We start from the raw sequence: 23,777 nt of genomic DNA, 5'->3' as shown, positions 1-23,777 counted from the left end.
AGAACCAACGGCAAACGTTCAAGAGTCCCACGTGTGGAGGCAGTGCGGCGTCGATCTCGAAGATAACTGCAAGATCGAGAGCCATGAGCCGCAGCTCGGACCATGTGCCGTAACCCGCAGAAGGTGGGCTCTCCGTCAAAGGCCTGCTCTGGGTCAAAAGCATCGTTCTAGCTGCCCGCTAGTCACTTCCGGTCTGCGCCGATCGGCGAACGGTTTTGGAGCCCGGCCATGGGCAGTCTCATGGGGGGTTGATCCTTGGGACGGTCCAATCGCGTACCGCTTCCATGTGTGCTATCTAGTTGGGTAGCAAAATGGTAGCGGGAAAAGCAGATCATGACTGAGGATCAGGTCAATCTCGTCGTTCAGCACCTTTGCGAGCAATTGCACTTGGCGCTCCGATTGAAGGGCAGCGAGGCGCATCCACCAAATGCCAAGGATATTGGATTCGATCCTGCCTTTGTAAGAACTGTACTGCTGACCGGCTTGCGATCGGCAGGTGTCACGATCCATGGCGAGGCAGCCGGGCCGAGCGAAGAGCCGCCGCGGTCCTAAACGCAAGATGCGAGACTAAAGCTCCGCGCCGATGTCTCGGTGGTGTCACGAGCGGCTGTCGAGGTAACAGCGGCCCCGCGTCCCGTTTACCGTCGACAGCCGACATCACAATAGCTTCAGCGTTGTTCGGCTTGGGGTCCAAAGGCGGTCCTAGCTCAAAGGCAAGGAATAAGTCAGCTACGGGCCATAGCCGACACCCGGGATTCTGCCGTTGACCGGCACACGGTGGCCCGACTTCGGAACCTCTGGGGCCAGCGGCTGTTGTAGCGCACGAGGGCCTGATGCATGGACATGGTCACGCGCGCTGACAGTGCGGAAGCCGACCCACCGAGCCGCGCTTCTCCGGTGAACTCACACAACGAGTGGGACCCGCTAGAGGAAGTGATAGTCGGAAGGCTCGAGGGTGCGGTAATCCCCTCCGACCACCCGGTTGTCACCTGCAACATTCCGGGCATGGCTGCGCGGGCCCAGTCGCTGTTCGCAGGCTTCCATTACCCGAAGATCATGATTGAACCCGCGCAGCGCGAACTCGACGATTTTGTCGCTCTGCTACGATCGCTGGGCATCGTAGTAAAGCGGCCGGAAGCGATCGACCACAAGAAGCGCTTCGGCACGCCGGAATGGTCCTCGCAGGGCTTCTGCAATTCCTGCCCGCGCGACAGCATGCTTGTGGTTGGCGGGGAGATCATCGAGACGCCGATGGTTTGGCCATGTCGCTACTTCGAAACGCACTCCTATCGTCCGATCCTGAAGCAATATTTCCGACGTGGCGCGCGCTGGACCGCCGCGCCCAAGCCGCAGCTGACGAACGAGCTGTTCGATCCAGAGTTTCACGTGCCCGAGAAAGGCGAGCCGATTTCATACATACTCACCGAATTTGAGCCGGTTTTTGACGCGGCCGATTTCTTTCGCTGCGGGCGCGACCTGTTCGTTACCCGCAGCAACGTAACCAATGCGTCCGGCATTGAATGGCTGCGTCGGCATCTTGGCGACGGTTATCGCATTCATGAAATCAAGAGCCGCTGTCCCAGTCCGATGCACATCGACACGACCATTTTGCCGCTTGGGCCCGGCAAGATTCTGATCAATCCCGAATACATTGACGCCGACCAACTTCCGGCCATCTTGAAAAAATGGGACATCCTCGTGGCTCCGGAGCCCGAGCCGATAACCGATCCTATGCTCAGGATTACCTCGCTATGTGGGAAATGGCTCAACATGAACGTGCTGATGGTGGACGAGAAGCGCGTTATCGCTGATCCGCATCATACCGCAACGATGCGTGCGTTGGAGAATTGGGGACTCGAGCCCATTCCCTGCAAGTTCTTGCACTATGCCGCATTTGGCGGAGCCTTCCATTGCGCCACCCTCGACATCCGACGGTGCGGCACGTTGCAAGATTATTTTTGAGCGCCGACCCTCAGGTTGACGGTGCAGTCGTGAACTTACGGAATACCCTTCGGCAGCTCCCGTTGCGCAATGACCCGTACGGGTGGGAAGACGACGCAATCCACCACATCGAAAATCACTTCGATACGTCGGTCGAAGGACTTCGCGAAGGCAATGGCGTCCTTGGTCTTTGCATCGGCGATACGTGTGCCGAGTGTACAATGCGGGGTCCAGGCGCATGGCCGATAATGTGGCCGACAATGGGCCGGGTCGATGGCGGCGCTGATTGAAGCGTGCCACCTTCCAATGATCTCGTTTGCTTCGGGCTCGGCCCACAACACAAGTGGTGGGCCTACGAACCATTTAATTCGTCTGAATGCGATAGGCAATTGCACTCCGCCTGCGCTCGCGGACAGCATCGCATTCCACGCTGTCTTCTCTTCGATTTCGGGTGAGTCATAGATCGCGAATGTCAGATGTGGTCGGTACGCCAAGGTACGCATCGACGGCTTGTCCTCAAAGGCAGCAACTTGGTCCCACAGCCGTTCGATTTCGAAAGCGGAAGCGTTATCCGCCCGAAGATTGATTGCGAGTGCCATCGAGCGCCCTGCTAAAGCTGGAAAGTCCATCATCTTGATCGGCGTGTCGAAGATCTGCAACAGATCATTCGCCGGCCTGGGATGTGCCGACGGCAAAGGCCAGCTATAGGCCCAATAACCGACATCAGGCTGGGTGGGCATCCCAAAGGGATCGAACCTTTGCCACGGTACCGGTGGAAATGGCTACGCATTCCTCAAGCTCTACCGACGCACGAATGACCCCATTTGGCTCGATCGCGCGCGCCAGTTCGCTATGACTGCCATCTTCCAGTATCGCGGCGCTCAGATGGTTGCCGGCCGCGGTCGGTATTCGCTTTGGACCGGCGACATCGGTCTTGCAATCTACCTTTGGGATTGCATCACAGGGGATGCTCGGTTCCCGACTATCGATGTGTTCTGAAATGTGGGACGGGGGACGCCATTGGTCAATATCGGCGTTCTGAGCCGGGGCGAGCGGTTGACTTTTCGCCAATCCGACTCGTTGCGATGCGGAGATACATTCGTCAGCGAGGTGACTGCCATGCTTGCGGAAAGTTCATTCTGGTATTGGAGACGCTGAGAAGCCACGCGTCCGATGATAAACCCCTCATCGTGATAAGTACCGCGCCGCATATTCCGATCGCGTTGCCGCGCAGGAAGTAGTCTTGAGGCCGCCCGGTCAGGAGCGGCCTTTTTGCTTATAGGGATGCCGCGCCTTGGGAAGGATGGAACAGACGCGTCCGTAACCGGATTAGTAAAGGCGCCTTTGTCGCCGATCTGTTCGTCGACTTTCGCGATCCGTTACTGGTTCCGTGAGCAAGCTGGAGATCTGGCACATGGGACTCGAGGCCGAGTTGAAATTTCACATTCCACATCGTGGCTTGAAGCAAGTGGAGCATGGACAACTTCCGGGCACGAAGCGGGGATGTCCGGCAGAAGCCGACCTGCTTTCGACGTATTTTGATACGCCAAGACACAAGCTAAAGAAGCATGGTCTCTCTCTTCGCGTTCGCCAGGACAAGGAGACGTACATCCAAACCGTAAAATCGGAAACGGATGGGCAGTTCGGCCGCGGAGAATGGGAAACGTTGCTCGAAAGCGGTACACCCGATCTCACAAAGCTCAATGGTTCTCCGCTTGAGGCGCTTTCCTCAAAAAAGCTGAAACAGAAACTCAAGCCGATCTTCAAGACCTCCGTGCATCGCGTCACTCTGCCTATCGAGAGAAAAGGCAGTGAGATCGAACTCGCGATCGACCGCGGCAAGATCATGGTGGGGCATCGTTCGGAGCCGATCGACGAGGTGGAGATTGAACTCAAGCGCGGCAAGCCGCAGGATCTCTTTCAGACAGCGGATGCGCTGGCGCGAAGGACGGAAGCCGAGCTGTATCTGCGATCAAAGGCCGAACGGGGCTATGACCTCGCTGACGGGCAAGTCAATCCTGTCAGTTTCGCCGCGCCGATCAAGCTGGACAAGCGCATGGACGCAAGCGACGCTTTCCGGATCGTCGCTCGCTCCGCGATCCGGCACTTCGTGGGAAATGCCGATGCCGTGCGGGACCACAATCCCGAAGGCATCCACGAAATGAGAGTTGGATTGCGGCGCTTGCGCGCAGCGATTTCGCTCTTCTCCAAGCTCTTGCCGAAATCGAGCACGGAAAACGTCAAGCGCGAGCTGAAGTGGCTGACGGGCGAGCTTGCTGCGGCCCGCGAGCTCGACGTCTTTCTCAACCAGACAATTCGTCCCGCGGCTCGTGACGTCATTCCACGGCGCGGCATCGCGGCTGTCAAGCAGGAGTTCACGAGGCGACGCGCCGAGGCCTTCGAGCAGGCATCAAGTGCCATCGACTCAAGGCGCTTTCGAACGTTGTTGCTGGACGTGCTGGAATGGGTGGAGATGGCGCATCATGGCTCCAGCGGCCACACTCCGATCCGCAAATTCGCCGCCAAACTTCTTGTTCGCCGCATTCGAAAGATACAGAAGGATGGCAAGCAGCTTGAGGATTTATCGGCTCGCGCGCGGCACAGGCTGCGCATCAGGATCAAGAAGGTCAGATATGCGGCGAGGTTCTTCGAAAGCTTGTTCAATTCCAGGGGGCAGCGCAAGCGGCTTGCGCAACTCGAGAAACATTCGAAGAGGCTCCAGGATGCATTGGGAGCAGTCAATGACTATCTTGCGCACCGAGAGATGGCGCTCGATGCGGCCCTCAATGCACCGCCTCACAACCGACGCGCTCGCGCTTTTGCGTCGGGCGTCCTCGTTGGTCGGGAGGATCAGGCTGCAAGACCGCTCTTGCGGGCAGCCCGAAAAAGGGTGAGCCGGCTGAGGGCGTTGTAGACAGCAGGCGTGCTGCGGCGCCGACGACGGATAGGTTGGTCCAGGGATGAGGTCGCCTCATTGCTCTGGTGGTCGGGGGCGTAACAGCCTAGACTGAATTCGAGTTGGGCCAATCGGAGCCAGCGCATGAGGCCTCGCGGGCTCAACCCGGTTCGAAAGTGGCCGCCCACATGAAGCATTGGATTCATTGGCTGCCAGGGCTGGACACCTTCCGTCAATATAAGGCGGCCCACCTTCCGCACGATATCTTCGCTGGGCTTGTGCTCGCGACGATGCTGGCCCCGGCTGGAATTGCCTACGCGGAGGCATCCGGCTTGCCCGGCGTCTACGGTCTCTACGCAACGATCACGCCGCTGTTGGCCTATGCATTGTTCGGTCCGAGCCGCATTCTCGTCCTGGGACCAGACTCGGCCTTAGCGGCCATCATTCTCGGCGTCGTCGTTCCGTTGTCTGGCGGCGATCCTCTTCGCGCCGTGACCCTGGCCGGGATGATGGCACTCGTTTCGGGAGCCGTATTCATTCTGGCTGGCATCGCGGGCCTGGGTTTTGTGACGGAGCTCCTCTCCAAGCCGATACGCTATGGCTACATGAACGGAATTGCGTTGACCGTGTTGATCAGCCAACTGCCAAAGCTCTTCGGCTTCTCGATCGAGAGCGAAGGGCCCTTGCGGAGCCTATGGGCGATCGGCAGCGCGGTTGTAGAGGGACGGACAAACTGGGTCGCACTTGCCATTGGACTCGGCACGCTGGCGACCATTCTGTTGCTCCAGAAATACAAGCGGCTTCCCAACATTCTGATTGCGGTCGTCGGCGCGACCGCCGCGGTCGGTGTGCTTGACCTTGGAGACCGCTACGCGGTGCAGCTCTTGGGACCTCTTCCAGAAGGTCTGCCGGGGTTCGCCGTTCCCTGGATCGGATACAGCGACCTCGTCCCAGTGCTGATCGGCGGGTGCGCAACCGCGTTGGTGGCGTTTTGCCGATACCAGCGTGCTTTCGCGGACCTATGCCGCAAGATTGGGGACTCACGTCGACCCCAACCAGGAGTTGGTGGGGCTCGGCGCGGCCAACCTCGTAGCCGGCTTTTTCCAAGGTTTTCCGATCAGCAGCAGCGGTTCGCGCACTCCCGTTGCAGAAGCCGCCGGTGCCCGCACCCAACTCACCGGCGTTGTCGGCGCGCTTGCCATCGCCTTCCTTCTGTTGGCCGCGCCGAACCTCCTTCAGCATTTGCCCAACGCTGCCCTAGCCGCCGTCGTTATAGCCGCCGCAATCGGCCTGATTGAGATCACCGACCTCAAACGGATCTATCGCATTCAGCAGTGGGAGTTCTGGCTGTCGATCGTCTGCTTTGGCGGTGTGGCGGTGCTTGGCGTGATCCCGGGGATCGGTCTCGCAATCGCCATCGCCATCGCCGAGTTCTTATGGGACGGTTGGCGCCCGCACTCCGCCGTGCTGGGCCGCGCCCACGGCGTCAAGGGCTACCACGACATCACGAGATATCCGGATGCACGTCGGATTCCCGGGCTGGTTCTGTTTCGGTGGGATGCGCCTCTGTTCTTTGCCAATGCTGAATTCTTCAAGGAGCGCGCTCTGGACGCCGTGGCGAAATCGCCGACGCCCGTACGCTGGTTGGTCGTTGCGGCCGAGCCGGTCACCAGCGTGGACGTCACCGCTGGCGATACCGTCGCCGAGCTCGACGAGATCTTGCACGCCGATGGCATCGAGCTTTGCTTTGCCGAGCTCAAGGACCCCGTAAAGGACAAGCTGAAGAGATTTGGATTGTACGCGCAGCTGGGGGAGAAATACTTCTTTCCGACAATTGGCGCTGCCGTTTCCAGCTATCTGGAGATCAACAGTGACGTCGAGTGGGAGGACTGGGAGGACCGACGGAGCGACGGGCGGTAACACGCTGGATTTGGATAGTACGCCAATCGACTGCCGCTCGTGCCCGTATTTAAGCTCTTGTGTCCTAATGTGAATCCCGCGGAGTCCCAATAAATTCCGCAAGCTACCTTTCGGGCGACAGATCAAGGAATTTGATGCTCGGAACGAGTCCAGAACGCCTTCACATACTTAGCTATCAAAGCACCACGGTGGCTGCTAAGTTCCGGCCCTATGAGGCGCCAAGCCATTATCGTCCCAGCGATCGGATTAGCAATTGTTTTGGCGGCGATCGTGCTGTTGCTTGGCGGGTAAGTCGTCCTCAGTTCTGCCTTAACTCATGTTATGAAGCCGCACCGGGGTTTTACGGGGGAGCTTATGAAAAAGGGCGATGTGACGTGCTCTGAGTGCGGGGCGGGTTTTCGGCGTCTCGAGTTGGCGACCGCGCCTGGCACAAAAGGGGAATATCGTTGCCCTGCTTGCGGCGAGGTTTTAGAGAGGTTTGATGGTAGTGCGCTTGTCGCCTACCGTCTTACAATTCAACCCTCCATTAAGGCGATCCGCGAGTGACGAGAGTGCATTTGCATGACTGTCACACACTACTCTTAGCATGAGATAGCGACGGCCGCCCGTCGCGCTCGCACTCCCCGTCCATTCCAATTCCACGGTGGGCAGGGAGCTTTTTAGGCCGTCTCAGTTGGCGGCATCTCATTTAGATGTCCAGCGGCCCTTACTTGCTGCTCCGAGCTTATACCTTTTGGTTAGGACAGGAACGTTCGCGCAATTGGCGAGTCTTCCCGGTGCCCTTCACCAAGGGCGACCCCGATTGGCCCCAGCTTCAATGCCCCCCAATATCCCCGCGAGCTGGGGCCATTTTTTAGAGGCAGAGGCCTCAGCTCGTCCCATTGCCCGGAGCTGGGGCCTTTTGGTTCGCGCCGTCGGCAATCGCCTCAACATCAACCGGTGGCAGTTCGCCCGTTCGGTCCTTAGATCGGCTGCACGCCATCCGCTCTACCGCCGATAGCCGACATCACAACAAGATCAGCGTGGTTCGGCAGGCCCGCGATGATGACATTGTGCCACTGTTTTGCCCGACGCGTCAATTTCATTTTCGAAAAATCAGAATCTGCTGCGTCAGTCTGCTAAGCCATTGATATCGTGATCACCGGCTACTGTGCATGGGGTTGTTTTTCGACTTTTTGTTGTGCGGCGCCCCAAGAGCTCCGCCGCGCCTGATGCCGGCCGCCGCTAATGTCCGCCGAGATAGGCCGTGATCAGCCGGGGATCGTGGATGAGATCCTTGGCGGGTCCTGACTGCACGATCTCGCCGGTCTCCAGAACGTAGCCGTAGTCGGCCGTCTCCAGTGCGGCGCGGGCGTTCTGCTCGACTAGCAGGATCGACACGCCGAGATCGCGGAGCGATGCGATGGTGCGGAAGATCTCGCGCACGATCAGGGGCGCAAGGCCGAGGCTCGGCTCGTCCAGCATGAGCAGCTTGGGCCTTGCCATCAGCGCGCGTCCGAGTGCGAGCATCTGGCGCTCGCCGCCGGAGAGCGTGCCGGCGGCCTGGCGCTGCCGCTCCTTCAGCCGGGGAAAGCGGTCATAAACCTCGTCGAGCGTCTTCTGGACGCCTGAGCGGTCGCGCAGGCTGTAGGAGCCCAGCAGGAGATTGTCGGCAACCGACATGTCGGAAAACAGCTCGCGCTTCTCCGGTACCAGGCACAATCTGCGTTCGACGCGATCCTCGACCGACATCCTGCCGATATCGCTGCCCTGAAAGACCATGCGGCCTCTCGAGGAGAGCAGTCCGATCGCGGCCATCAGCAGCGTGGTCTTGCCGGCGCCGTTCGGGCCGATGACGGTGACGATTTGTCCTTCCTCGACCGACAGCGAGACGTTGCGGACCGCTTCGACGTTGTCATAGCAGACCGTGACGTCCGACAGGGAAAACATCGAGCTCACGCGATGCCTCCGAGATATGCCTCTTGCACCCTAGCGTCGCTGCGGATTGCAACTGGCGCGCCCTCGCAGAGCTTCGAGCCGAAATCCAGCACGACTATGCGGTCGACCAGCGACATCACGAACTCCATGTCGTGCTCGACGATCAGGATGGTCAGGTGGTCGGCCCGGAGCGAGCGCAGCAGTTCAGCCAGCCTGAGCTTCTCCTGGCGGCGCAGGCCCGCGGCGGGCTCGTCCAGCACCAGGAGGGTCGGGTCTGCGGCAAGCGCGCGCGCGATCTCCAGGATGCGCTGATTTCCGAGTGGCAGATTGCCGGCGAGTTCGAACGGCTTCTCGCCGAGACCGACGCGTTCGAGCTGCATCAGCGCCTCATGACGGGCGCTCGCTTCCTCGCGCCGATTGAGCCGAAAGGCGCCGGCGAGCAGACCCGCGCTGGTGCGGCCATAGGTGCCGAGCATCACGTTCTCCAAAAGGCTCATGCGCGGCCGCAGCTTGACGTGCTGGAACGTGCGCGCGACTCCGGCCTTGGCAATACGCGACTGCTCGTCACGTGTGATCGGGCGTCCGGCAAAGACGATCTCACCCTTGTTGACCTGCAGCGCGCCGGTCAGGCAATTGAACATTGTGCTCTTGCCGGCTCCGTTCGGACCGATCACGGCGAGGATTTCACCCGAGCGTACTTCGAAGCTGACATTGTTGACGGCGACCAGGCCGCCGAACCGGCGCTCGGCGCCGTCCACCTTCAAGAGCAGCTCACCGGGCTTCGGTTGCGAACGGCGGGGCAGGGGCGATGCCGGCCGCGGCCGCTCATGCTGCAGTTTCGGCAGGTAGCGCGCGACGAATGGCACGATGCCCTGTCGGGCCCATTGCAGGAACAGGATGAAGAGAGCCGAGAAGGCGACGATCTCGAGCTGTCCGGAGGCGCCCTTGGCGATCAAGGGCAGATAGTCCTGCACGCTGTTCTTCAGCAGCGTCACGATGGCGGCGCCGACGACGCCGCCGAGAAGGCTGCCGGCACCTCCGACCATCGACATCATCAGGTATTCGATGCCCATGCCGGCATCGAACGGACCCGGGCTGATGAAACGGCTCATATGGGCGTACAGCCATCCCGAGAGCGAGGCCAGGAAGGCCGCGATCACGAAAGTCACGAGCTTGATCCGGAACGCGTTGATGCCGAGGCTTTCGACCAGCGTGTTGCCGCCGCGCAGGGCGCGCATGGCGCGGCCGAGCCGGGAGTCCAGCAGGTTGTAGCCGAGGAAGAGGATGGCGGTCACGATGCCCCAGATCAGGAAATAGATCTGCGCGCTGGAGACGAGGGCGAACGATCCGAAGCTGATCGGCGGGATCGACGAGATGCCGTTGAACCGGCCGAGCCCCTCGACATTGCCGAACAGGAAGCCGATCGCCAGACCCCAGGCCATGGTGCTGAGCGAGAGGAAGTGACCCTGAAGCCGCAGCGTGACGAGACCGAGAATGGTCGCAACGCCGCAGGTCAAGGCCACGCCGAACAGCAGGCCGAGCCAGGGCGAATGGCCATTCAATGCCGAGACCCAGGCGGTGGCATAGGCCGCGACCCCGACGAATGCCGCCTGTCCGAACGACACGATGCCGCCGACGCCGGTGAGGAGCGCGAGCCCGATGGCGACCAGCGAATAGATGCCGATGTAGTTCATTAAGGTGATGCTGAACGGGCCGAGGACGAAGGGAGCCGCAGCGAGGCACAGGACGGCGGCGCCAGCGGCGATCTGAACGTGAAGGCGCGTCATTCCTCGATCTCCTCCTCGGAATGCAGCGATGCGAGGGATCGCCAGATCAGGACCGGGATCAGCAGCGAGAACACGATGACGTCCTTCAGTGCGCTGCTCTCGAAGGATGCGAAGCTTTCGAGGATGCCGACGCCGACGGCGCCGATCGCCGCGCCCGGATAGCTCGTCATGCTACCGATGATGGCGCCGACGAACGCCTTGAGGCCGATCAGGAAGCCGGAATCGTAGAACACCGTGTTGACGGGCGCGATCAGGATGCCGGATACGCCGGCCATGAGAGAGCCGAGCAGATAGGCGATCGTGCCGGCACGTGCCGGTCGTATTCCCATCAGCCGCGATCCGGTCCGGTTCACGGCAGTGGCGCGGAGGGACTTGCCGACCAGCGAGAAGTCGAAGAACAGATAGAGCAGGCCACTGAACACGAGCGCTGCGATGACGATCAGCATGGTCTGGCCCGAGATCAGGACACCGGCGAGCTCCATCGAGAGCGAGGTCAGCGGCTCGGTGCGGACACCTTCGGGGCCGAAGAACAACAGGCCCAGTCCCACCAGCGCAAAATGCAGGGCCACCGACACCGTCAGCAGCAGCAGCACCGTGCCGTCGGCTATCGGGCGGAAGACGATGCGGTCGAGCAGCGGAGAGATCGGCGTGATCAGCATCAGTGCGAGCACGAGCCTGACGGCGAGGGGCGGGTCGAGGCGCATGGCAAGCCAGGCGCTACCGACCACAGCCAAGGGGAGTACGAGATAGAAGAGCAGGGCGCGCGGGGCGAGGCGAAGCTCGCCGGAGCGCGTCAACGAAACGATCTCGATCAAGGTTGCGAGGCAGGCCAGCGCCACGACCAGCGCGCCCGTCCCCGGAAAGCGCTTCGCATCGAGGGCCGCGAGCGTCAGCGCAGTGAACGCCGCGATGTCGCCAAAGGGGACGAAGATGACCCGCGTCACCGTGAATATGAGCACGGTCCCGATCGCCACGAGCGCATAGACCGCGCCGGTGGCGATACCATCGATCGCAAGTATGGCCGCGATATCGCTCGTCATTGAGACGCTATCCCCCTTCCAGTTGTCCGCCCCCTTGATCCTTCTTTACGGCGCGTACTTCCAAGCGCCGCCGGTGAGGCGAACGACGACGAGGGAGCGCTCGTCGACACCAGTCACAGCGCCCGGCTTGAAGTTGTAGACGGCATGCACGCCCGGAAGCTCCTTGGTGCTGAGGATCGCGTCACGTAGGGCAGCGCGGAATTCGGCCGTGCCGGGTTTCTCGGTCTTGAGCGCCCGCTCGGCCGCGTTGGCGAAGATCAGCCAGGCGTCGAAGGAATAGGCCGAGAAACCGTCCGTGGTCGGAATGTTGTGGGTCTTCTGGTAGACGCTGCGGAAATCCAGCGCGATCTTCTTGGCGAAGTGCTCGTCGGGCAGCTGTTCGGCGACGATCACGGGCCCGGCCGAGACTTGAATTCCGTCCGCCGCCTTGCCGCCCACGTTGACGAAGTCCGGATTGACCAGCGCCACCGTGCCGTAGGTGTTGCCCTTGAAGCCACGCTCGGCAAGGCTGAGGAGGGGGAGCGCGCCTTGCGTGCCAGAGCCTCCGATCAGCACGGCGTCGGGCCGCGCAGCCATTACCTTGAGGATCTGCGCGGTGACCGAAGTGTCGGTGCGGGCATAGCGCTCGTTGGTCTGGATCTTGAGGTCGTCGGTCGCCTCGGCAGCCTTGGCGCCGTTGTAGACGAGGTCGCCCCATGCATCCGAGAAGCCGATATAGCCGATATTCTTCTTGCTATCGCGCTTCATGCGATCGGCGATGATCTTGACGAGCAGCGACGCCGGCTGCGGTACCGAGACCACCCACTGCTCCGGCGTATCGGGCAGCTTGACGATCGGCGAGACCGCGATCATCGGCACCTTCAATTCGCTCGCCACTGCCGCCATGGCGATCGTCGATGGCGCGGTTGCGGTGCCGATCAGCAGGTCCACTTTCTCTTCTTCCACCAGCTTGCGCGCGTTGCGCGTCGCCGCCGACGGATCGGAGCCGTCGTCGAGCTGGATCAGGCGAATGGTCTCGCCATTGACCGACTTCCTGTATTCGTAGGCCGCGTTGATGCCGCGCCCGTAGGGGATCCCGATCGAGGAGCCGTTGCCACTCAGCGAGGTGACAAAGCCGATGGTGATGTCGGCCTGCGCGGCCGGTGCGACGACGATTCCAGCCACAAGTGCAAGTAAGCTCACGGTCTTGCGCATTGCCTTCTCCTGCTTCGATGGGAATGTGAGTGACTGGATGCTGCCGGGCCCGAGCCCGAACTTCGAACGAATGGATCGAAAGCGATGCTGCAGCGCCGAATGTCGGCGCGACTGAAAAGACCTTGCCTTGCGGGCAGCACAATCATGCCCGGGCTGGCCGCTGCAGGTTAGCGCTGCCGCGCTCTGCCGTGCGTCGTTCAGGTTCGAAGACTGTCCACACGATCGAGTCTCTCAAGAACGTGCCCTGCAACACTATTGTTACGCCGCCAGCGCCGGGCGGCGAAGTATTACTTAAAGCCTAAAGTATATTCCGCGGAGGCGTCAACAGCATGGGGCGGCTGTCTTCAAAAAAATGCTGTTGCATACAATTCCGGCACCGGCAGCCAAATCTCGCGCTTTCTGTCCGCGCGAAATGGGCGCGCCGGTCGTGGCGCCTCGGGACGCTCACTTCGATGCGCCGCACACATTTGACGCGCCAATTAGTTTATGATTGAAATATTCGCATCGACAGTCCGGCGACCGATCCTCCCATACCCGCTCGAGGAGAAGGACGATGCGCATCTTCTGGCAGAGCTTCGTTGATGCGAGCCTGAACGCGCCGTACATGGCGCTGCTGTCCGAGTATCTCAACAACATCGCCGCGCCGGGCACGACGGTCCATGTCGAGGGCGTCTCGCCGCCGGATCGGGAGTTCGGACGTCTTGCTGAACTGCGCTGCGCCGTGCAGGCGATCGACAATGGCATCGCAGCGGAGGAGCAAGGCTTCGATGCATTTGTCATGGGCCACTTCCAGGATCCCGGTCTGTACGAGCTTCGCGCGACGCTCGATATTCCCGTGATCGGGACCGGTGAGGCGACGCTGCTTGCCGCCTCGCAGCTTGGTCGGCGGCTCGGCCTCGTTACGCTCGATACCGTCTTCGAGGTCTGGCACTACGAGCAGGCCGAGCGTTATGGCCTCGGCGATCGCGTCGTTCACGTGACGGGCCTCGACTACAAGCCCGAGGATTTCGCCGATGCCTTCGCAGGCAATCAGGCCGCGCACGCCCGCATGATCGAGGATTTCGTCGCCTGCGCGCTGCCGCTCGTCGAGCGCGGTGCCGATGTCGTGATTCCCGCCGGCGTGCTGCCGGGCCTGCTGATCGGCCGGGAGCATGGTCTCAAGGTTGGGCACGCCCCGGTGGTCAACTGCGCCGCGGTGGCGCTGAAGAGCGCCGAGATGTGGGTGCAGCTCAGGCGCCTCAATGGTACCGAGCCGAGCCGCGGGCCGAGCTTCAAGCGCGCCAGCGCGCTTGCTCGTGACGATTTCCGCGCGATGCTCGCGCGCAACCGACGTTAGGGCCCGCTGCAGCGTTTGGAGAAGACGACATGATGATGCCTGAGAAGATCCTATACGAAACCGAAGTCACGGCCACCGGAGGCCGCGACGGCAAGGCAGCGAGCTCCGACGGATTGCTATCGGTGTCGCTGTCATTGCCGACAGCGCTGGGCGGTCCCGGAGGCGAGGGCACGAATCCCGAGCAGCTCTTTGCCGCCGGCTATGCCGCGTGCTTTCTTGGCGCGGTCAAGCTCGTGGCGCGGACCAGGAAGGTCGTGCCGGTCGCGGAGCCTTCGGTGACGGCGAAGGTCGCGATGGGGCCCGTGCCGGTTGGTTATGCGCTCGCCGTCGAGCTGAAGGTCAGGCTGCCCGGTGTCGAGACTTCGGTGGCGGAAGCCATCGTTGCGGGCGCGCACGAACGCTGTCCCTACTCGAACGCGACACGCGGCAATATCGATGTGAAGTTGACGGTGGTCTGAGGCGGATGGACAGGACAGGCGGCCGGTGACGAATTCGTTGCGCGTACCCTATGACGGCATCGTGATGGCAGCTCCCGTCACGATACCCTATGTGCGCTACTCCATCGAAAGCGCGCAGTGGTGGATAGGTCGCGCCTTGCGCTCGCTCGTCGTCGAGTCCGGCATCAAGGTCGCCGATATCGATGGTCTGTGCGTCTCCAGTTTCACCATGGGCACGGACAGCGGCATCGGCCTGACCCAGCATTTCGGACTCTGCGTGCGATGGTTGGATACGATTCCGCTCGGTGGCGCCAGCGCCATCGCCGCGCTGCGAAAGGCGGCGCGCGCGGTTCAGGCGCGCGATGCCGACATCGTGGCGTGCATCGCCGGCGACACCAACCACGTCGATTCCTTCCGCTTGACGCTCGAGAATTTCTCCCGCTTCAATCAGGATGCAGTCTATCCTTACGGCGCGGGTGGCGCGAATTCGAGTTTCGCTCTCATTGCGCGCAACTACATGCGGCGTTTCGGAGTCACGCGTGAGGACGTCGGCAGGATTGCGGTCGCCCAACGCGCCAACGCCTTGCGCAATCCGTACGCGCTGATGAAGACGCCATTGTCGATCGAGCAGTATTTGGCGGCGCGCCCCATCTCCGATCCCATTCATCTGTTCGACTGCGTGATGCCTTGCGCCGGCGCCGAGGCCTTCCTCGTGATGCGGGAGGATACGGCCGCCTCGCTGCGGCTGCCGGCGGCAAGGCTGTTGTCGACGATCGAGCGTCACAATGCCTTTGCCGATGATCCGATGCAGGTTCGTGGCGGTTGGGCGATGGATGTCGATGAGCTCTATGCAATGGCTGGCGTCGAGCCCGACGATCTGGACATCGTCCAGACCTACGACGATTATCCCGTCATCTCGATGATGCAGTTCGAGGATCTCGGCTTCTGCGGGAAGGGCGAGGGAGCCGAGTTCGTGCGCCAGCACGATCTCACCATCGACGGGGACTTTCCGCACAACACATCCGGCGGACAACTCTCGGTCGGACAGGCCGGAGCAGCCGGCGCCTATCTCGGTCTCGTCGAAGGGCTGCGGCAGGTTCTGGGAGTTGCGGGCCCGACACAGGTCAGGGATGCAAGCCTCGGCCTGGCCTCGGGCTTCGGTATGATCAACTATGATCGCGGACTTGCCTCCGGCGCCGCGATCTTTGCCGGGTCTTCGCGATGATCGATCCGATCGAACCGCCACGGCGCAAGAATCCGCTGCTGCGGACGCGCCTGCCGACTGCGCCGCCGCGCGCGCGCAGCAGGACGTCGCAGGGCTTCACGCGCGCCGCCGCCGAAGGGCGCTTCATGCTCCAGCGCTGCCAGGGCTGCGGCACCTTCACCTATCCGGCGCGAGAGGCGTGCCCCTCATGCCTGTCGGCTGCGCTCGCTTTCGTCGACGCGCCGGCTCGCGGCTTGCTGCTTGCCGAAACCACTGCGCGCGTGCCGAGCGACGTCTATTTCCGCGAGCAGGCACCCTGGCGCGTCGGCCTCGTCAAGATGGATTGCGGGCCGACCATCGTGGCGCATCTGCATGCCGACTGTATCGAAGGCGCGCCCGTCCGCATGTCGTTCCAGCTCGACAAGAGCGGTCAGGCGGTGGCCTTTGCCCGACCCGAAGGGGAGACCCCCAACATGGCTGACGACAGGCAGTGGCGTGAAATGACCGCCGATCCCAAGTTTCGACGCGTGCTCGTGACCAACGGCCGCAGCGCTATCGGCCGGGAAGCTGCCTTGGCGTTGAAGGGCGCGGGGACGAAGACGGTGTTCGTCGGCATCGCGGAGCCGTGGCGGCCGTTTGCCGGCGAAGAGCTGTTGCGAGGGCAGGACGGCATCGAACTCGTGCCCCTCGACGCCGCTGATGAAAAGTCAGCCGGCGATCTCGCCGCCGACATCGGCGGCAAGGTCGACATTCTCGTGAATACGACGGAGTATGTGAGGCCCGGTGGCCTATTGGACCGCAAGGGCACCAGCATTGCACGCGACGAGATCGACCAGGCCTATCTCGGCTTCATCAATCTCGCGCAGGCCTTCGGGCCCGTCATGCGGATGCGGGGCGCGGACGGCATCAACAACAGCGTCGCCTGGGTCAACATCCTCTCCGTCCATGCGTTGGCGAACTGGCCCGCCTTCGGCGCTTACTCCGCCTCGCAGGCCGCGTGCCTGTCGCTTTCGCATTGTCTTCGCGCCGAACTCCGGCCCGGCGGCGTCAAGTTGATGAACGTCTTCACGGGGCCAGTCGACACCGAGTGGTTTCAGACCGTGCCGCCGCCGAAGGTGGCGCCGCGCGCCGTCGCGCAGGCGGTCGTCGCCGGGCTCAGGGGCGGACTTGAAGAGATGTATGTCGGAGACGTCGCAGAGGAGATCCGGCAGCGCCTTGCGGCCAATCCAAAAGCACTCGAGCGCGAGCTCAACCGCTGAACGGCCAATTCGATCAAGCTGGAGGACGCGACGATGCAAGGCAGGGCTCTTCTTGAACTGGCGGGTGCGATCGCTTCGGACGCGGTGCGCGTCATTGATCTGAGCTTCACGCTCAGCCCCGACTTTCCGGTGATCGTGTTGCCGCCCGAATTCGGCCAGGCGGCACCGGTGCGCATCCAGGAGATTTCACGTTATGATTCGCGCGGTCCGGCCTGGTACTGGAATAATGTGACCTTCGGTGAGCATACCGGCACGCATTTCGACGCGCCGATTCACTGGTTCACCGGCAAGGATCTCGCCAACAATGCGGTCGATACCATGCCGGCCAAGGACATGATCGCGCCCGCCTGCGTCATCGACTGCTCCGCGCAGGCGGCGCAGGATCCGGACTTCGTGCTCACGGTGCCGATCGTCGAGGCCTGGGAGGCCCAGCACGGACGGATCCCTTCCCGGCACTGGGTGCTGCTGCGGACCGACTGGTCGAAGAAGGGGTGGCGCGAATATTCCAACCTCCGGGATGACGGCGCTCACACGCCGGGCCCGAATCCGGCGGTGATGAAATGGCTGGTGGAGGAGCGTGGCATCATCGGATTCGGCACCGAGACGATCGGCACCGATGCAGGACAGGCCGGGCATTTCGAGCCGCCTTATCCCGCGCATCACTTTCTCCACGGCGCGGGCCGCTACGGCCTGCAGTGCCTGTGTAACCTGGATCAGCTCCCCGCCACTGGGGCGATCATCGTGGCCTCTCCGCTGAAGATCAAAAACGGTTCGGGCAGTCCGCTGCGCGTGATCGCGCTGGTCTCCTCGACGTGAAACGCGCATGGCGCCTGCCCGACATCGATACACACGAAACGAAAGACAGGTGCCATGATCTCGATGAAATCACTGCTCGGCTCCGCGCTGCTGCTTTTGGCCGTCCCTCAGGGAGCGCGAGCCGACATCCTCGTCGGCTTCGTCACCGGTCTCAGCGGGCCGGTATCCTCGATCGGCATTCCGAACGCGAAGGGTATCGCCGCGGGAGAGACTTATGTCGGCGAGATCGGCGGCGAGAAGGTGCGTCTCATCCAGCTCGACGACGCCTCCGATGCCACCGCCTCGGCGCGCAACGCCCGCAAGCTCGTCGAGCAGGAGAAGGTCGACATCCTGATGGGGACGTCGGGGGCGCCGCAGACGCTGGCGATGGCCACCGCCGCGATCGAGATGAAAGTGCCGATGATCGCTGTCTCTCCGATCGCATCGGTTCCGGCTGGCGAGGGCGGCCCCTGGGTCGTGCAGACCCCGCAGCCGATGCCGCTCCTGGTCCAGGGCGTCGTTGATCACATGAAGGCGCGCGGCTTGAAGACAGTCGCGTTCATCGGGTTTTCGGATGCGCTCGGCGATCTCCTGTATGACTCGCTGTCGCAGAGCGCCAAGGCAGCCGATATCAAGGTCATTGCCAACGAACGCTACGCCAGATCCGACTCGTCGGTGACCGCGCAGGTGCTGCGCGCGCTTGCGGCCCGCCCCGACGCCATCATGCTCGGCGGCACCGGAACGCCGGGTGCGCTGCCCGCCATCGCCTTGTCCGAGCGCGGATACAAGGGGCCGCTCTACGGCAACAACGGGATGATTAGCGCCGATTTCCTTCGCCTCGCCGGCAAGACCGCCAACGGCATCATCTGCCCCACAGGGCCGGTGATCGCGGCCGAACAGCTTCCGTCGAGCAATCCGATTCAGAAGGTCGCCTTGGCCTACCGGGCGGCTTACGAGAAGGCGAACGGCGAGCAGCCGACCGACGGGTTCTCCTCCTACTCGTTCGATGGCTGGATGGTCTTCGTCGACGCAGCCAAGCGCGCGTTGGCGACCGGTGCCAAGCCGGGCTCGCCGGAATTCCGCAACGCGCTGCGCCAGGCGTTGTTCACCACCAAGGAAGTCGTCGGCACGCAGGCAATCTACAATTTCACGCCGGCGGATCGGCACGGCGTCGATGCACGTTCGCGCGTCCTCGTTCAGATCGAGGACGGGAAGTACAAGCTCCTGCCTTGACGTCGGGCGGGCCTGGTCGAGCCGGATTTGACGGAGCATTGCATGCGGGATGACGCCGCCGGGCGGCAGCAGGAAGGCCCGACCTGGGCGCGTGCGGTCGAGCTGTTTCCACCTTGCGACCGCGTGCTCGCGACCATCCTCGCCCGGCAGGCGGAGCGCTATGGCGATCGCGTTCTGCTGGTTGCGGGGCAGACGCGCTGGACCTATGCGCAAACGGCGGCGATAGCGGCTGCATCGGCGCAGACGTTGATCGAGGCCGGCATCAAACCGGGTGACCGGGTCGCGTTGATGTGCTCGAACCGGCCGGAGTTTCTTCAAGTCTATCTCGGCTGTGCCTGGCTTGGGGCTATCACGGTGCCGATCAACACGGCGCTGCGGGGGCTCCAGCTCGCGCATATCTTCCGCAACTCGCGTCCTGCGCTCCTCGTCGCCGAAGCCGGGTTTCTCGCCGCAATCGAGACCGTTGGCACCGAGGCCGCTCTGCCGCCGGTCGTATGGACAATCGACCAGGTCGCGGAGGCGCCACGGATCGCAGCGGTGCCGTTGCCCGCGCTCGCATCCGCGGCGCCGGCTAGTGCCGTGCGCCCAGGGGACACCGTTGCCATCCTCTACACCTCCGGCACCACGGGGCCGGCCAAGGGCGTGTGCTGCCCGCAAGCGCAGCTGTTCTGGTGGGGCATCTGCTCGGCGCGGGCACTCGGCATTCGCGAGGGCGACGTGCTGTTCACGACCTTGCCGTTGTTCCACACCAACGCGCTCAATGCCTTCTATCAGGCCATGCTGAACGGATGCACTTATGTGCTCGAGCAGAAATTCTCCGCTTCAGGCTTCTGGGCCGCCGCGCGCGCCCACAATGCGAGCGTGGGTTACCTGCTCGGTGCCATGGCATCCATGCTCCTGGCCCAGCCTCGGAGGGAAGACGATACTGCTCATCGCGTTCGCGTCGCTTTGGGTGGGGGCGTGCCGCCGCAGATTCATCGGCCGTTTCTCGAGCGGTTCGGCGTGCCGCTGGTTGACGGCTATGGGTCGACGGAGACGAATTTCGTGTTCGCTGGCGCCATCCCCTCCGACCGTCCGGGGACCATGGGATATCTGGCCGGAGGCTTCGAGGCCCGGATCGTCGACGAAGACGATTCAGAACTGCCTGACGGACAGGCTGGCGAACTCGTCCTGCGCGCCAAGGAGCCGTTTGCGTTCGCCACCGGATATTTCGGCATGCCGGAGAAGACGGTCGAAGCGTGGCGAAATCTCTGGTTTCATTCCGGCGATCGCGTCGTCCGCGATGTGGATGGACATTATCGCTTCGTTGATCGCATGAAGGATTCGATCCGCCGGCGCGGCGAGAACGTGTCCTCCTGGGAGGTCGAGCAGATCATCCTCGCCCATCCGGCGGTCGCGGCATGCGCGATCTACCCGCTGCCGTCCGAACTGGGCGAGGATGAGGTTGCGGCCGCGATCTTGCTGGAGCAGGGGCAGTGGCTGGAGCCCGCCGACATCATCAGGCATTGCGAGGGGCAGATCGCCTATTTCGCAATCCCGCGCTATGTCCGCATCGTGAGCGAGATGCCGCTGACGGAGAACGGCAAGATCAAGAAGGGCGCGCTGCAACAGGCCGGTGTGACGACGGACACTTGGGATCGCGAAGCCGCCGGCATTCGAGTCCGGCGCTGAGCATCACGTCCGCTCGCGATGCTGCAGAGCGTCCCTCACGGCGCTCTTCACGTCGTCGAGCGCGCCGACGAGCCCGTCGAGACGGTCGATCGGGAATTCGGCCAGCAATTCGGCGAGCCAGGTGCCGTGACTCTTCGCCATCCGCCTGAAGGTCTTTCGGCCCTCGACCGTCATGCAGACGATCTGCACGCGCCGGTCCAGATTTGACGGCGTCCGCGTGATATATCCATCCTCGACCAGGCGATCGACGATCGGCGTCAGGTTGCCGGCCGAAACCATCAGGCGCTTGGGCAGTTCCCCCAGCACCAATCCGCTCGGCTCCCGATCGAGTTGAGCGAGAACGTCGAAGCGTGGCATCGTAAAGTCGTATTCTTCGCGAAATCGGCGCCGCAACTCCCCCTCGATCAGGGTCGTGCAGGCCAGCAGCCGGAGCCAGAGCCGCGTCTGAGCCCTGTACTCGGCCTCCGCATCGGCCGCATTCCTGGTGGACGCCGGCGAGGACTCCTTTGCGAGTGCCAAATCGATCTCCTGAGCCTCATGGCGCGTTGAAGGCGAATGCAATTTCATTCGATGCGCAACAGAATAATTCGTGCCAAAACTAAATTCAAGGCAGGGACCGGAAGAGCAGGGCGTCCCCTGATCCGGGGCGAAATTGGTCCGTGTTTCCCGTCAGCGCCGCCAGGCAAGCACCGGAAATCGTCTGTGCGCCGGCGCCTTGACAAGGTCTTCAGGGAGGGAAATAGTTTATGCTTAAAGCAATTCGAGGGCGCCGATTGCATTGCGGATTTGACGCAGGCACGCCACAGAACATGCCGGCCGCCGGCAGGCAACCGACCTTGTGGAGCGACAGATGAGCTCACTGGCAAAGACAATCTCCCGCGACTGGCTGGATTGGCCGTTCTTCGAGCCGCGTCATCGCGCAATTTGCGAGGCGCTCGACCGCTTCGTCACGCAGGGTGGTCTTCAGGCGGCCGACCACAGCGACGTCGATGGCGCCTGCCGCAAGCTCGTTCGCGCGCTCGGCGCGGCGGGACTGCTCGACTGCGCGGTTGCGGCGCCGGACGGTGACGTGGCGAGCATCGATTCCCGCTCGATCTGCCTGTCGCGCGAGACGCTGGCCTATGCCGATGGTCTCGCCGATTTCGCCTTTGCGATGCAAGGCCTCGGATCTGGCGCCATCGCGCTTGCCGGCTCGGCGGAACTGCGAAACGCCGTGCTGCCGAAAGTCCGTTCTGGCGAATGGCTGGCTGCCTTTGCGCTTTCGGAGCAGGCGGCGGGCTCGGATGTGGCGGCCATGACGTGCACGGCGCGCGAGGACGGCGACAGCTACGTTCTGGAAGGCGAGAAGACCTGGATCTCGAATGGCGGGATCGCCGACATCTACACGCTGTTCGCGCGAACCGGGGAGGCGCCTGGCGCGCGCGGCATCTCCGCCTTCGCAGTGTTTCCGGATGATCCCGGCTTCAGCGTGGCCGAGCGCATCGACATCATCGCGCCGCATCCGCTTGCAACGCTGCGTCTGGACAACTGCCGCATTCCGATCAGCCGCCGCATCGGGCCGTCCGGCGGCGGATTCAAGATTGCGATGCAGACCCTCGACATCTTCCGGTCATCGGTTGCCGCAGCGGCACTGGGTTTTGCCAGACGCGCGCTGGAGGAGGCGCGACTGCACGCGCAGACACGGCGCATGTTCGGAACGACGCTGTCGGACCTGCAACTGACCCAGGCCGCACTCGGCGACATGGCCACTGAAACAGATGCCGCGGCGCTACTGACCTATCGTGCCGCGTGGCGCCGCGACGTTCAGAAGCTTCCCACCACGCGTGAAGCGGCAATGGCAAAACTGGCCGCCACCGAAACCGCCCAACGGGTCGTCGACCGCGCGGTGCAGATGTTTGGCGGTCGCGGTGTGCGCAAGGGCGAGATCGTCGAGAGCCTGTATCGCGAGGTCCGCGCGCTTCGCATCTACGAAGGGGCGACCGAGGTTCAGAAGCTGATCGTCGCGCGCGAACTCCTCAAGCCGCGCTAACGGGGGCTCTCAGCGCAGAGCGTGACGGCAGCGGTCACTACGACACATCCAGCGCTCGCTTGCGTTTGGGCGCCGCCGGTCGGTCAGGTCGTCGGGCTGCACGCGTCCTGGAAGGCGCAGCGCCATTGTCCCGCTTGCGCGCGGCACGCGAGGCCCGCGCGCCGGGTGTCTTCTCCCGATGCAAGAGCTTGCGAAGCGTAGAGGGGTCGGCATACCCAACCTTCTCGGCGATGTCATCGAGGCTGAGCCGAGTGGTTTCCAGAAGCTCCATTGCCTTATCGACGCGCAACCTCTGGACAAATCTCACCGGCGAAAGCCCGGTGGCGCGCTCGCATCGGCGCGCAAAGGTGCGCGCACCCAGTCCCGCGGCCTTTGCAAGTTCGGAGATTGAAAAGGTCCGATGCAGTCGCGCCCGCGCCCAGCGCTCCGCGCATGAAATGCGTTCGTCCGCGGCGGTGAGGAAGGATAGCGCCATATAGCGGGATTGCGATTGCCTCCTGTCCAGCAGGAGAAACTGCGCGCAGCTGTCCGCGAGGTCAGGTCCTGCATGACGGGCAATGATCGAAAGCATCAGGTCCAGTTGAGCCATCGCCGCACCGGCCGTTGTTAGGCGCCCGTCGGTCAACACCATCGTATCCGTGTCGAGCGTCACCCTTGGAAACAGCTGCCGAAACAAGGGTGCGAGCCACCAAGTCGTGGTTGCGCGGCGGGCATCCAGCAGCCCGGCGCTCGCAACCAGAAATACGGCCGAGCAGGAGCTGGCGATTTCAGCTCCGGATTGAAAGGCCGCATGTAGAGCCTTCCTTGCCATTTCGGCATCACGTCGCTGCAATCCTTCGCGAACGAGTTGCTCATCCATCCAGGCCAGCCCAGGCACGATCACCACGTCTGCGGGTCTATTGGCGCCTCCCTTCGCGGGCAGCCTTGCGAGCTGCGTTGCCCATCTTGCCCCGGAGCCGGAAATTCTGAAGTCAAAGCAGGGCGGTCGTCCGGCCCTTGCACGAATGCCGTTGGCCACATCGATCAATTCGATGGTGATGGCGACGCTGGCCGCAGAAGCTCCTTCCAGGACCAGAACATCAATAAGCGGCATGGCAAAATAGCCCCGATTAATGTCA

19 protein-coding genes and 1 pseudogene are annotated in these 23,777 nt (G+C 62.7%); 13 read left to right on the top strand and 7 right to left on the bottom strand.

Translation table 11 applies throughout. The features are described 5' to 3' along the window. Window positions 1-333 precede the first annotated feature (333 nt). Window positions 334-552 (top strand): hypothetical protein, encoded by a 219-nt coding sequence (locus tag BLV07_RS46285; RefSeq protein ID WP_143035438.1) that lies wholly within the window; start codon window positions 334-336, stop codon window positions 550-552. Window positions 553-837: 285 nt separating this feature from the next. Further along, window positions 838-1,962 carry an amidinotransferase gene (locus BLV07_RS16895; protein ID WP_210187802.1) on the top strand — a complete coding sequence of 375 codons (1,125 nt, stop codon included), beginning with the start codon at window positions 838-840 and terminating at the stop codon, window positions 1,960-1,962. A gap of 35 nt (window positions 1,963-1,997) precedes the next feature. Here BLV07_RS16895 and BLV07_RS16890 read toward each other — a convergent pair whose 3' ends face one another. Next, window positions 1,998-2,681 carry a 2'-5' RNA ligase family protein gene (locus BLV07_RS16890; RefSeq protein WP_244551131.1) on the bottom strand — a complete coding sequence of 228 codons (684 nt, stop codon included), beginning with the start codon at window positions 2,679-2,681 and terminating at the stop codon, window positions 1,998-2,000. On the opposite strand from BLV07_RS16890, the gene BLV07_RS16885 reads away from it, so the two are divergent. From BLV07_RS16885 to BLV07_RS49745, 3 genes and pseudogenes are all read left to right on the top strand, one after another. Further along, complete coding sequence (locus tag BLV07_RS16885) at window positions 2,674-2,940, top strand: lanthionine synthetase LanC family protein (protein ID WP_244551130.1); 267 nt, start codon at window positions 2,674-2,676, stop codon at window positions 2,938-2,940. The genes BLV07_RS16890 and BLV07_RS16885 overlap by 8 nt on opposite strands. A gap of 415 nt (window positions 2,941-3,355) precedes the next feature. Continuing rightward, the gene (locus BLV07_RS16880; protein ID WP_091887794.1) at window positions 3,356-4,855 is read left to right on the top strand and encodes a CYTH and CHAD domain-containing protein; all 1,500 of its coding nucleotides are present in this window, start codon (window positions 3,356-3,358) and stop codon (window positions 4,853-4,855) included. A gap of 170 nt (window positions 4,856-5,025) precedes the next feature. Continuing rightward, a pseudogene (locus BLV07_RS49745) lies at window positions 5,026-6,757 on the top strand (SulP family inorganic anion transporter). Between the two features lie 1,224 nt (window positions 6,758-7,981). On the opposite strand, the gene BLV07_RS16865 reads toward BLV07_RS49745, so the two are convergent. Genes BLV07_RS16865 through BLV07_RS16850 form a run of 4 tightly spaced genes read right to left on the bottom strand, consistent with a single transcriptional unit; the run spans window position 7,982 to window position 12,695 of the window. Next, window positions 7,982-8,695, bottom strand: coding sequence for an ABC transporter ATP-binding protein (locus tag BLV07_RS16865; RefSeq protein WP_091887544.1), 714 nt, complete (start codon window positions 8,693-8,695; stop codon window positions 7,982-7,984). After that, a complete protein-coding gene (locus tag BLV07_RS16860; RefSeq protein ID WP_091887542.1) occupies window positions 8,692-10,461 on the bottom strand; it encodes a branched-chain amino acid ABC transporter ATP-binding protein/permease in 1,770 nt (589 codons plus the stop codon). The genes BLV07_RS16865 and BLV07_RS16860 overlap by 4 nt, the downstream gene beginning before the upstream one ends. Then, on the bottom strand, window positions 10,458-11,501 hold the full coding sequence (locus tag BLV07_RS16855) for a branched-chain amino acid ABC transporter permease (RefSeq protein ID WP_091887541.1): 1,044 nt from the start codon (window positions 11,499-11,501) through the stop codon (window positions 10,458-10,460). The genes BLV07_RS16860 and BLV07_RS16855 overlap by 4 nt, the downstream gene beginning before the upstream one ends. Window positions 11,502-11,546: 45 nt before the next feature. Continuing rightward, window positions 11,547-12,695 carry an ABC transporter substrate-binding protein gene (locus BLV07_RS16850; protein WP_091887539.1) on the bottom strand — a complete coding sequence of 383 codons (1,149 nt, stop codon included), beginning with the start codon at window positions 12,693-12,695 and terminating at the stop codon, window positions 11,547-11,549. A gap of 553 nt (window positions 12,696-13,248) precedes the next feature. Here BLV07_RS16850 and BLV07_RS16845 point away from each other — a divergent pair. From BLV07_RS16845 to BLV07_RS16815, 7 genes are read left to right on the top strand one after another with little or no spacing between them, the layout of a single operon-like run. After that, window positions 13,249-14,031 (top strand): aspartate/glutamate racemase family protein, encoded by a 783-nt coding sequence (locus BLV07_RS16845; RefSeq protein ID WP_091887537.1) that lies wholly within the window; start codon window positions 13,249-13,251, stop codon window positions 14,029-14,031. A gap of 29 nt (window positions 14,032-14,060) precedes the next feature. Then, window positions 14,061-14,489 (top strand): organic hydroperoxide resistance protein, encoded by a 429-nt coding sequence (locus BLV07_RS16840; protein WP_091887535.1) that lies wholly within the window; start codon window positions 14,061-14,063, stop codon window positions 14,487-14,489. A 25-nt stretch (window positions 14,490-14,514) separates the two neighbouring features. Then, entirely contained in the window at window positions 14,515-15,693 is a 1,179-nt protein-coding gene (locus BLV07_RS16835; RefSeq protein WP_091887533.1) for a thiolase family protein, read from the top strand. Beyond that, the gene (locus BLV07_RS16830) at window positions 15,690-16,931 is read left to right on the top strand and encodes an SDR family NAD(P)-dependent oxidoreductase (RefSeq protein ID WP_091887531.1); all 1,242 of its coding nucleotides are present in this window, start codon (window positions 15,690-15,692) and stop codon (window positions 16,929-16,931) included. The genes BLV07_RS16835 and BLV07_RS16830 overlap by 4 nt, the downstream gene beginning before the upstream one ends. A gap of 33 nt (window positions 16,932-16,964) precedes the next feature. After that, window positions 16,965-17,747, top strand: a complete 783-nt coding sequence (locus BLV07_RS16825; RefSeq protein ID WP_091887529.1) for a cyclase family protein — start codon at window positions 16,965-16,967, stop codon at window positions 17,745-17,747. Between the two features lie 54 nt (window positions 17,748-17,801). Further along, window positions 17,802-18,959, top strand: a complete 1,158-nt coding sequence (locus tag BLV07_RS16820) for an ABC transporter substrate-binding protein (RefSeq protein WP_091887527.1) — start codon at window positions 17,802-17,804, stop codon at window positions 18,957-18,959. Window positions 18,960-19,001: 42 nt separating this feature from the next. Further along, window positions 19,002-20,630, top strand: coding sequence for an ATP-dependent acyl-CoA ligase (locus BLV07_RS16815; protein ID WP_091887525.1), 1,629 nt, complete (start codon window positions 19,002-19,004; stop codon window positions 20,628-20,630). Window positions 20,631-20,633: 3 nt separating this feature from the next. Here BLV07_RS16815 and BLV07_RS16810 read toward each other — a convergent pair whose 3' ends face one another. Continuing rightward, on the bottom strand, window positions 20,634-21,149 hold the full coding sequence (locus BLV07_RS16810) for a MarR family winged helix-turn-helix transcriptional regulator (RefSeq protein WP_091887790.1): 516 nt from the start codon (window positions 21,147-21,149) through the stop codon (window positions 20,634-20,636). 331 nt (window positions 21,150-21,480) lie between these two features. Between BLV07_RS16810 and BLV07_RS16805 the strand changes: the two genes are divergently transcribed. Continuing rightward, the gene (locus BLV07_RS16805) at window positions 21,481-22,659 is read left to right on the top strand and encodes an acyl-CoA dehydrogenase family protein (RefSeq protein WP_091887523.1); all 1,179 of its coding nucleotides are present in this window, start codon (window positions 21,481-21,483) and stop codon (window positions 22,657-22,659) included. Between the two features lie 37 nt (window positions 22,660-22,696). On the opposite strand, the gene BLV07_RS16800 is transcribed toward BLV07_RS16805, so the two are convergent. Further along, window positions 22,697-23,752, bottom strand: a complete 1,056-nt coding sequence (locus BLV07_RS16800; protein WP_210187801.1) for a GlxA family transcriptional regulator — start codon at window positions 23,750-23,752, stop codon at window positions 22,697-22,699. Between the last annotated feature and the right edge of the window lie 25 nt (window positions 23,753-23,777).

It is taken from the genome of Bradyrhizobium sp. Rc2d (genome assembly GCF_900099855.1).
GTDB lineage: Bacteria > Pseudomonadota > Alphaproteobacteria > Rhizobiales > Xanthobacteraceae > Bradyrhizobium.
Note: the sequence above shows the minus strand (reverse complement) of the source record. Positions and strands in the feature narration are given on the sequence as shown.

Excerpts from the sequence above, each read along its gene's own strand:
- BLV07_RS46285 (WP_143035438.1), top strand. The coding sequence starts at position 334 with ATGACTGAGGATCAGGTCAATCTCGTCGTTCAGCACCTTTGCGAGCAA.
- BLV07_RS16895 (WP_210187802.1), top strand. The coding sequence starts at position 838 with ATGGACATGGTCACGCGCGCTGACAGTGCGGAAGCCGACCCACCGAGC.
- BLV07_RS16890 (WP_244551131.1), bottom strand. The coding sequence starts at position 2,681 with ATGCCCACCCAGCCTGATGTCGGTTATTGGGCCTATAGCTGGCCTTTG.
- BLV07_RS16880 (WP_091887794.1), top strand. The coding sequence starts at position 3,356 with ATGGGACTCGAGGCCGAGTTGAAATTTCACATTCCACATCGTGGCTTG.
- BLV07_RS16860 (WP_091887542.1), bottom strand. The coding sequence starts at position 10,461 with ATGACGCGCCTTCACGTTCAGATCGCCGCTGGCGCCGCCGTCCTGTGC.
- BLV07_RS16855 (WP_091887541.1), bottom strand. The coding sequence starts at position 11,501 with ATGACGAGCGATATCGCGGCCATACTTGCGATCGATGGTATCGCCACC.
- BLV07_RS16850 (WP_091887539.1), bottom strand. The coding sequence starts at position 12,695 with ATGCGCAAGACCGTGAGCTTACTTGCACTTGTGGCTGGAATCGTCGTC.
- BLV07_RS16845 (WP_091887537.1), top strand. The coding sequence starts at position 13,249 with ATGCGCATCTTCTGGCAGAGCTTCGTTGATGCGAGCCTGAACGCGCCG.
- BLV07_RS16840 (WP_091887535.1), top strand. The coding sequence starts at position 14,061 with ATGATGATGCCTGAGAAGATCCTATACGAAACCGAAGTCACGGCCACC.
- BLV07_RS16830 (WP_091887531.1), top strand. The coding sequence starts at position 15,690 with ATGATCGATCCGATCGAACCGCCACGGCGCAAGAATCCGCTGCTGCGG.
- BLV07_RS16825 (WP_091887529.1), top strand. The coding sequence starts at position 16,965 with ATGCAAGGCAGGGCTCTTCTTGAACTGGCGGGTGCGATCGCTTCGGAC.
- BLV07_RS16820 (WP_091887527.1), top strand. The coding sequence starts at position 17,802 with ATGATCTCGATGAAATCACTGCTCGGCTCCGCGCTGCTGCTTTTGGCC.
- BLV07_RS16815 (WP_091887525.1), top strand. The coding sequence starts at position 19,002 with ATGCGGGATGACGCCGCCGGGCGGCAGCAGGAAGGCCCGACCTGGGCG.
- BLV07_RS16805 (WP_091887523.1), top strand. The coding sequence starts at position 21,481 with ATGAGCTCACTGGCAAAGACAATCTCCCGCGACTGGCTGGATTGGCCG.
- BLV07_RS16800 (WP_210187801.1), bottom strand. The coding sequence starts at position 23,752 with ATGCCGCTTATTGATGTTCTGGTCCTGGAAGGAGCTTCTGCGGCCAGC.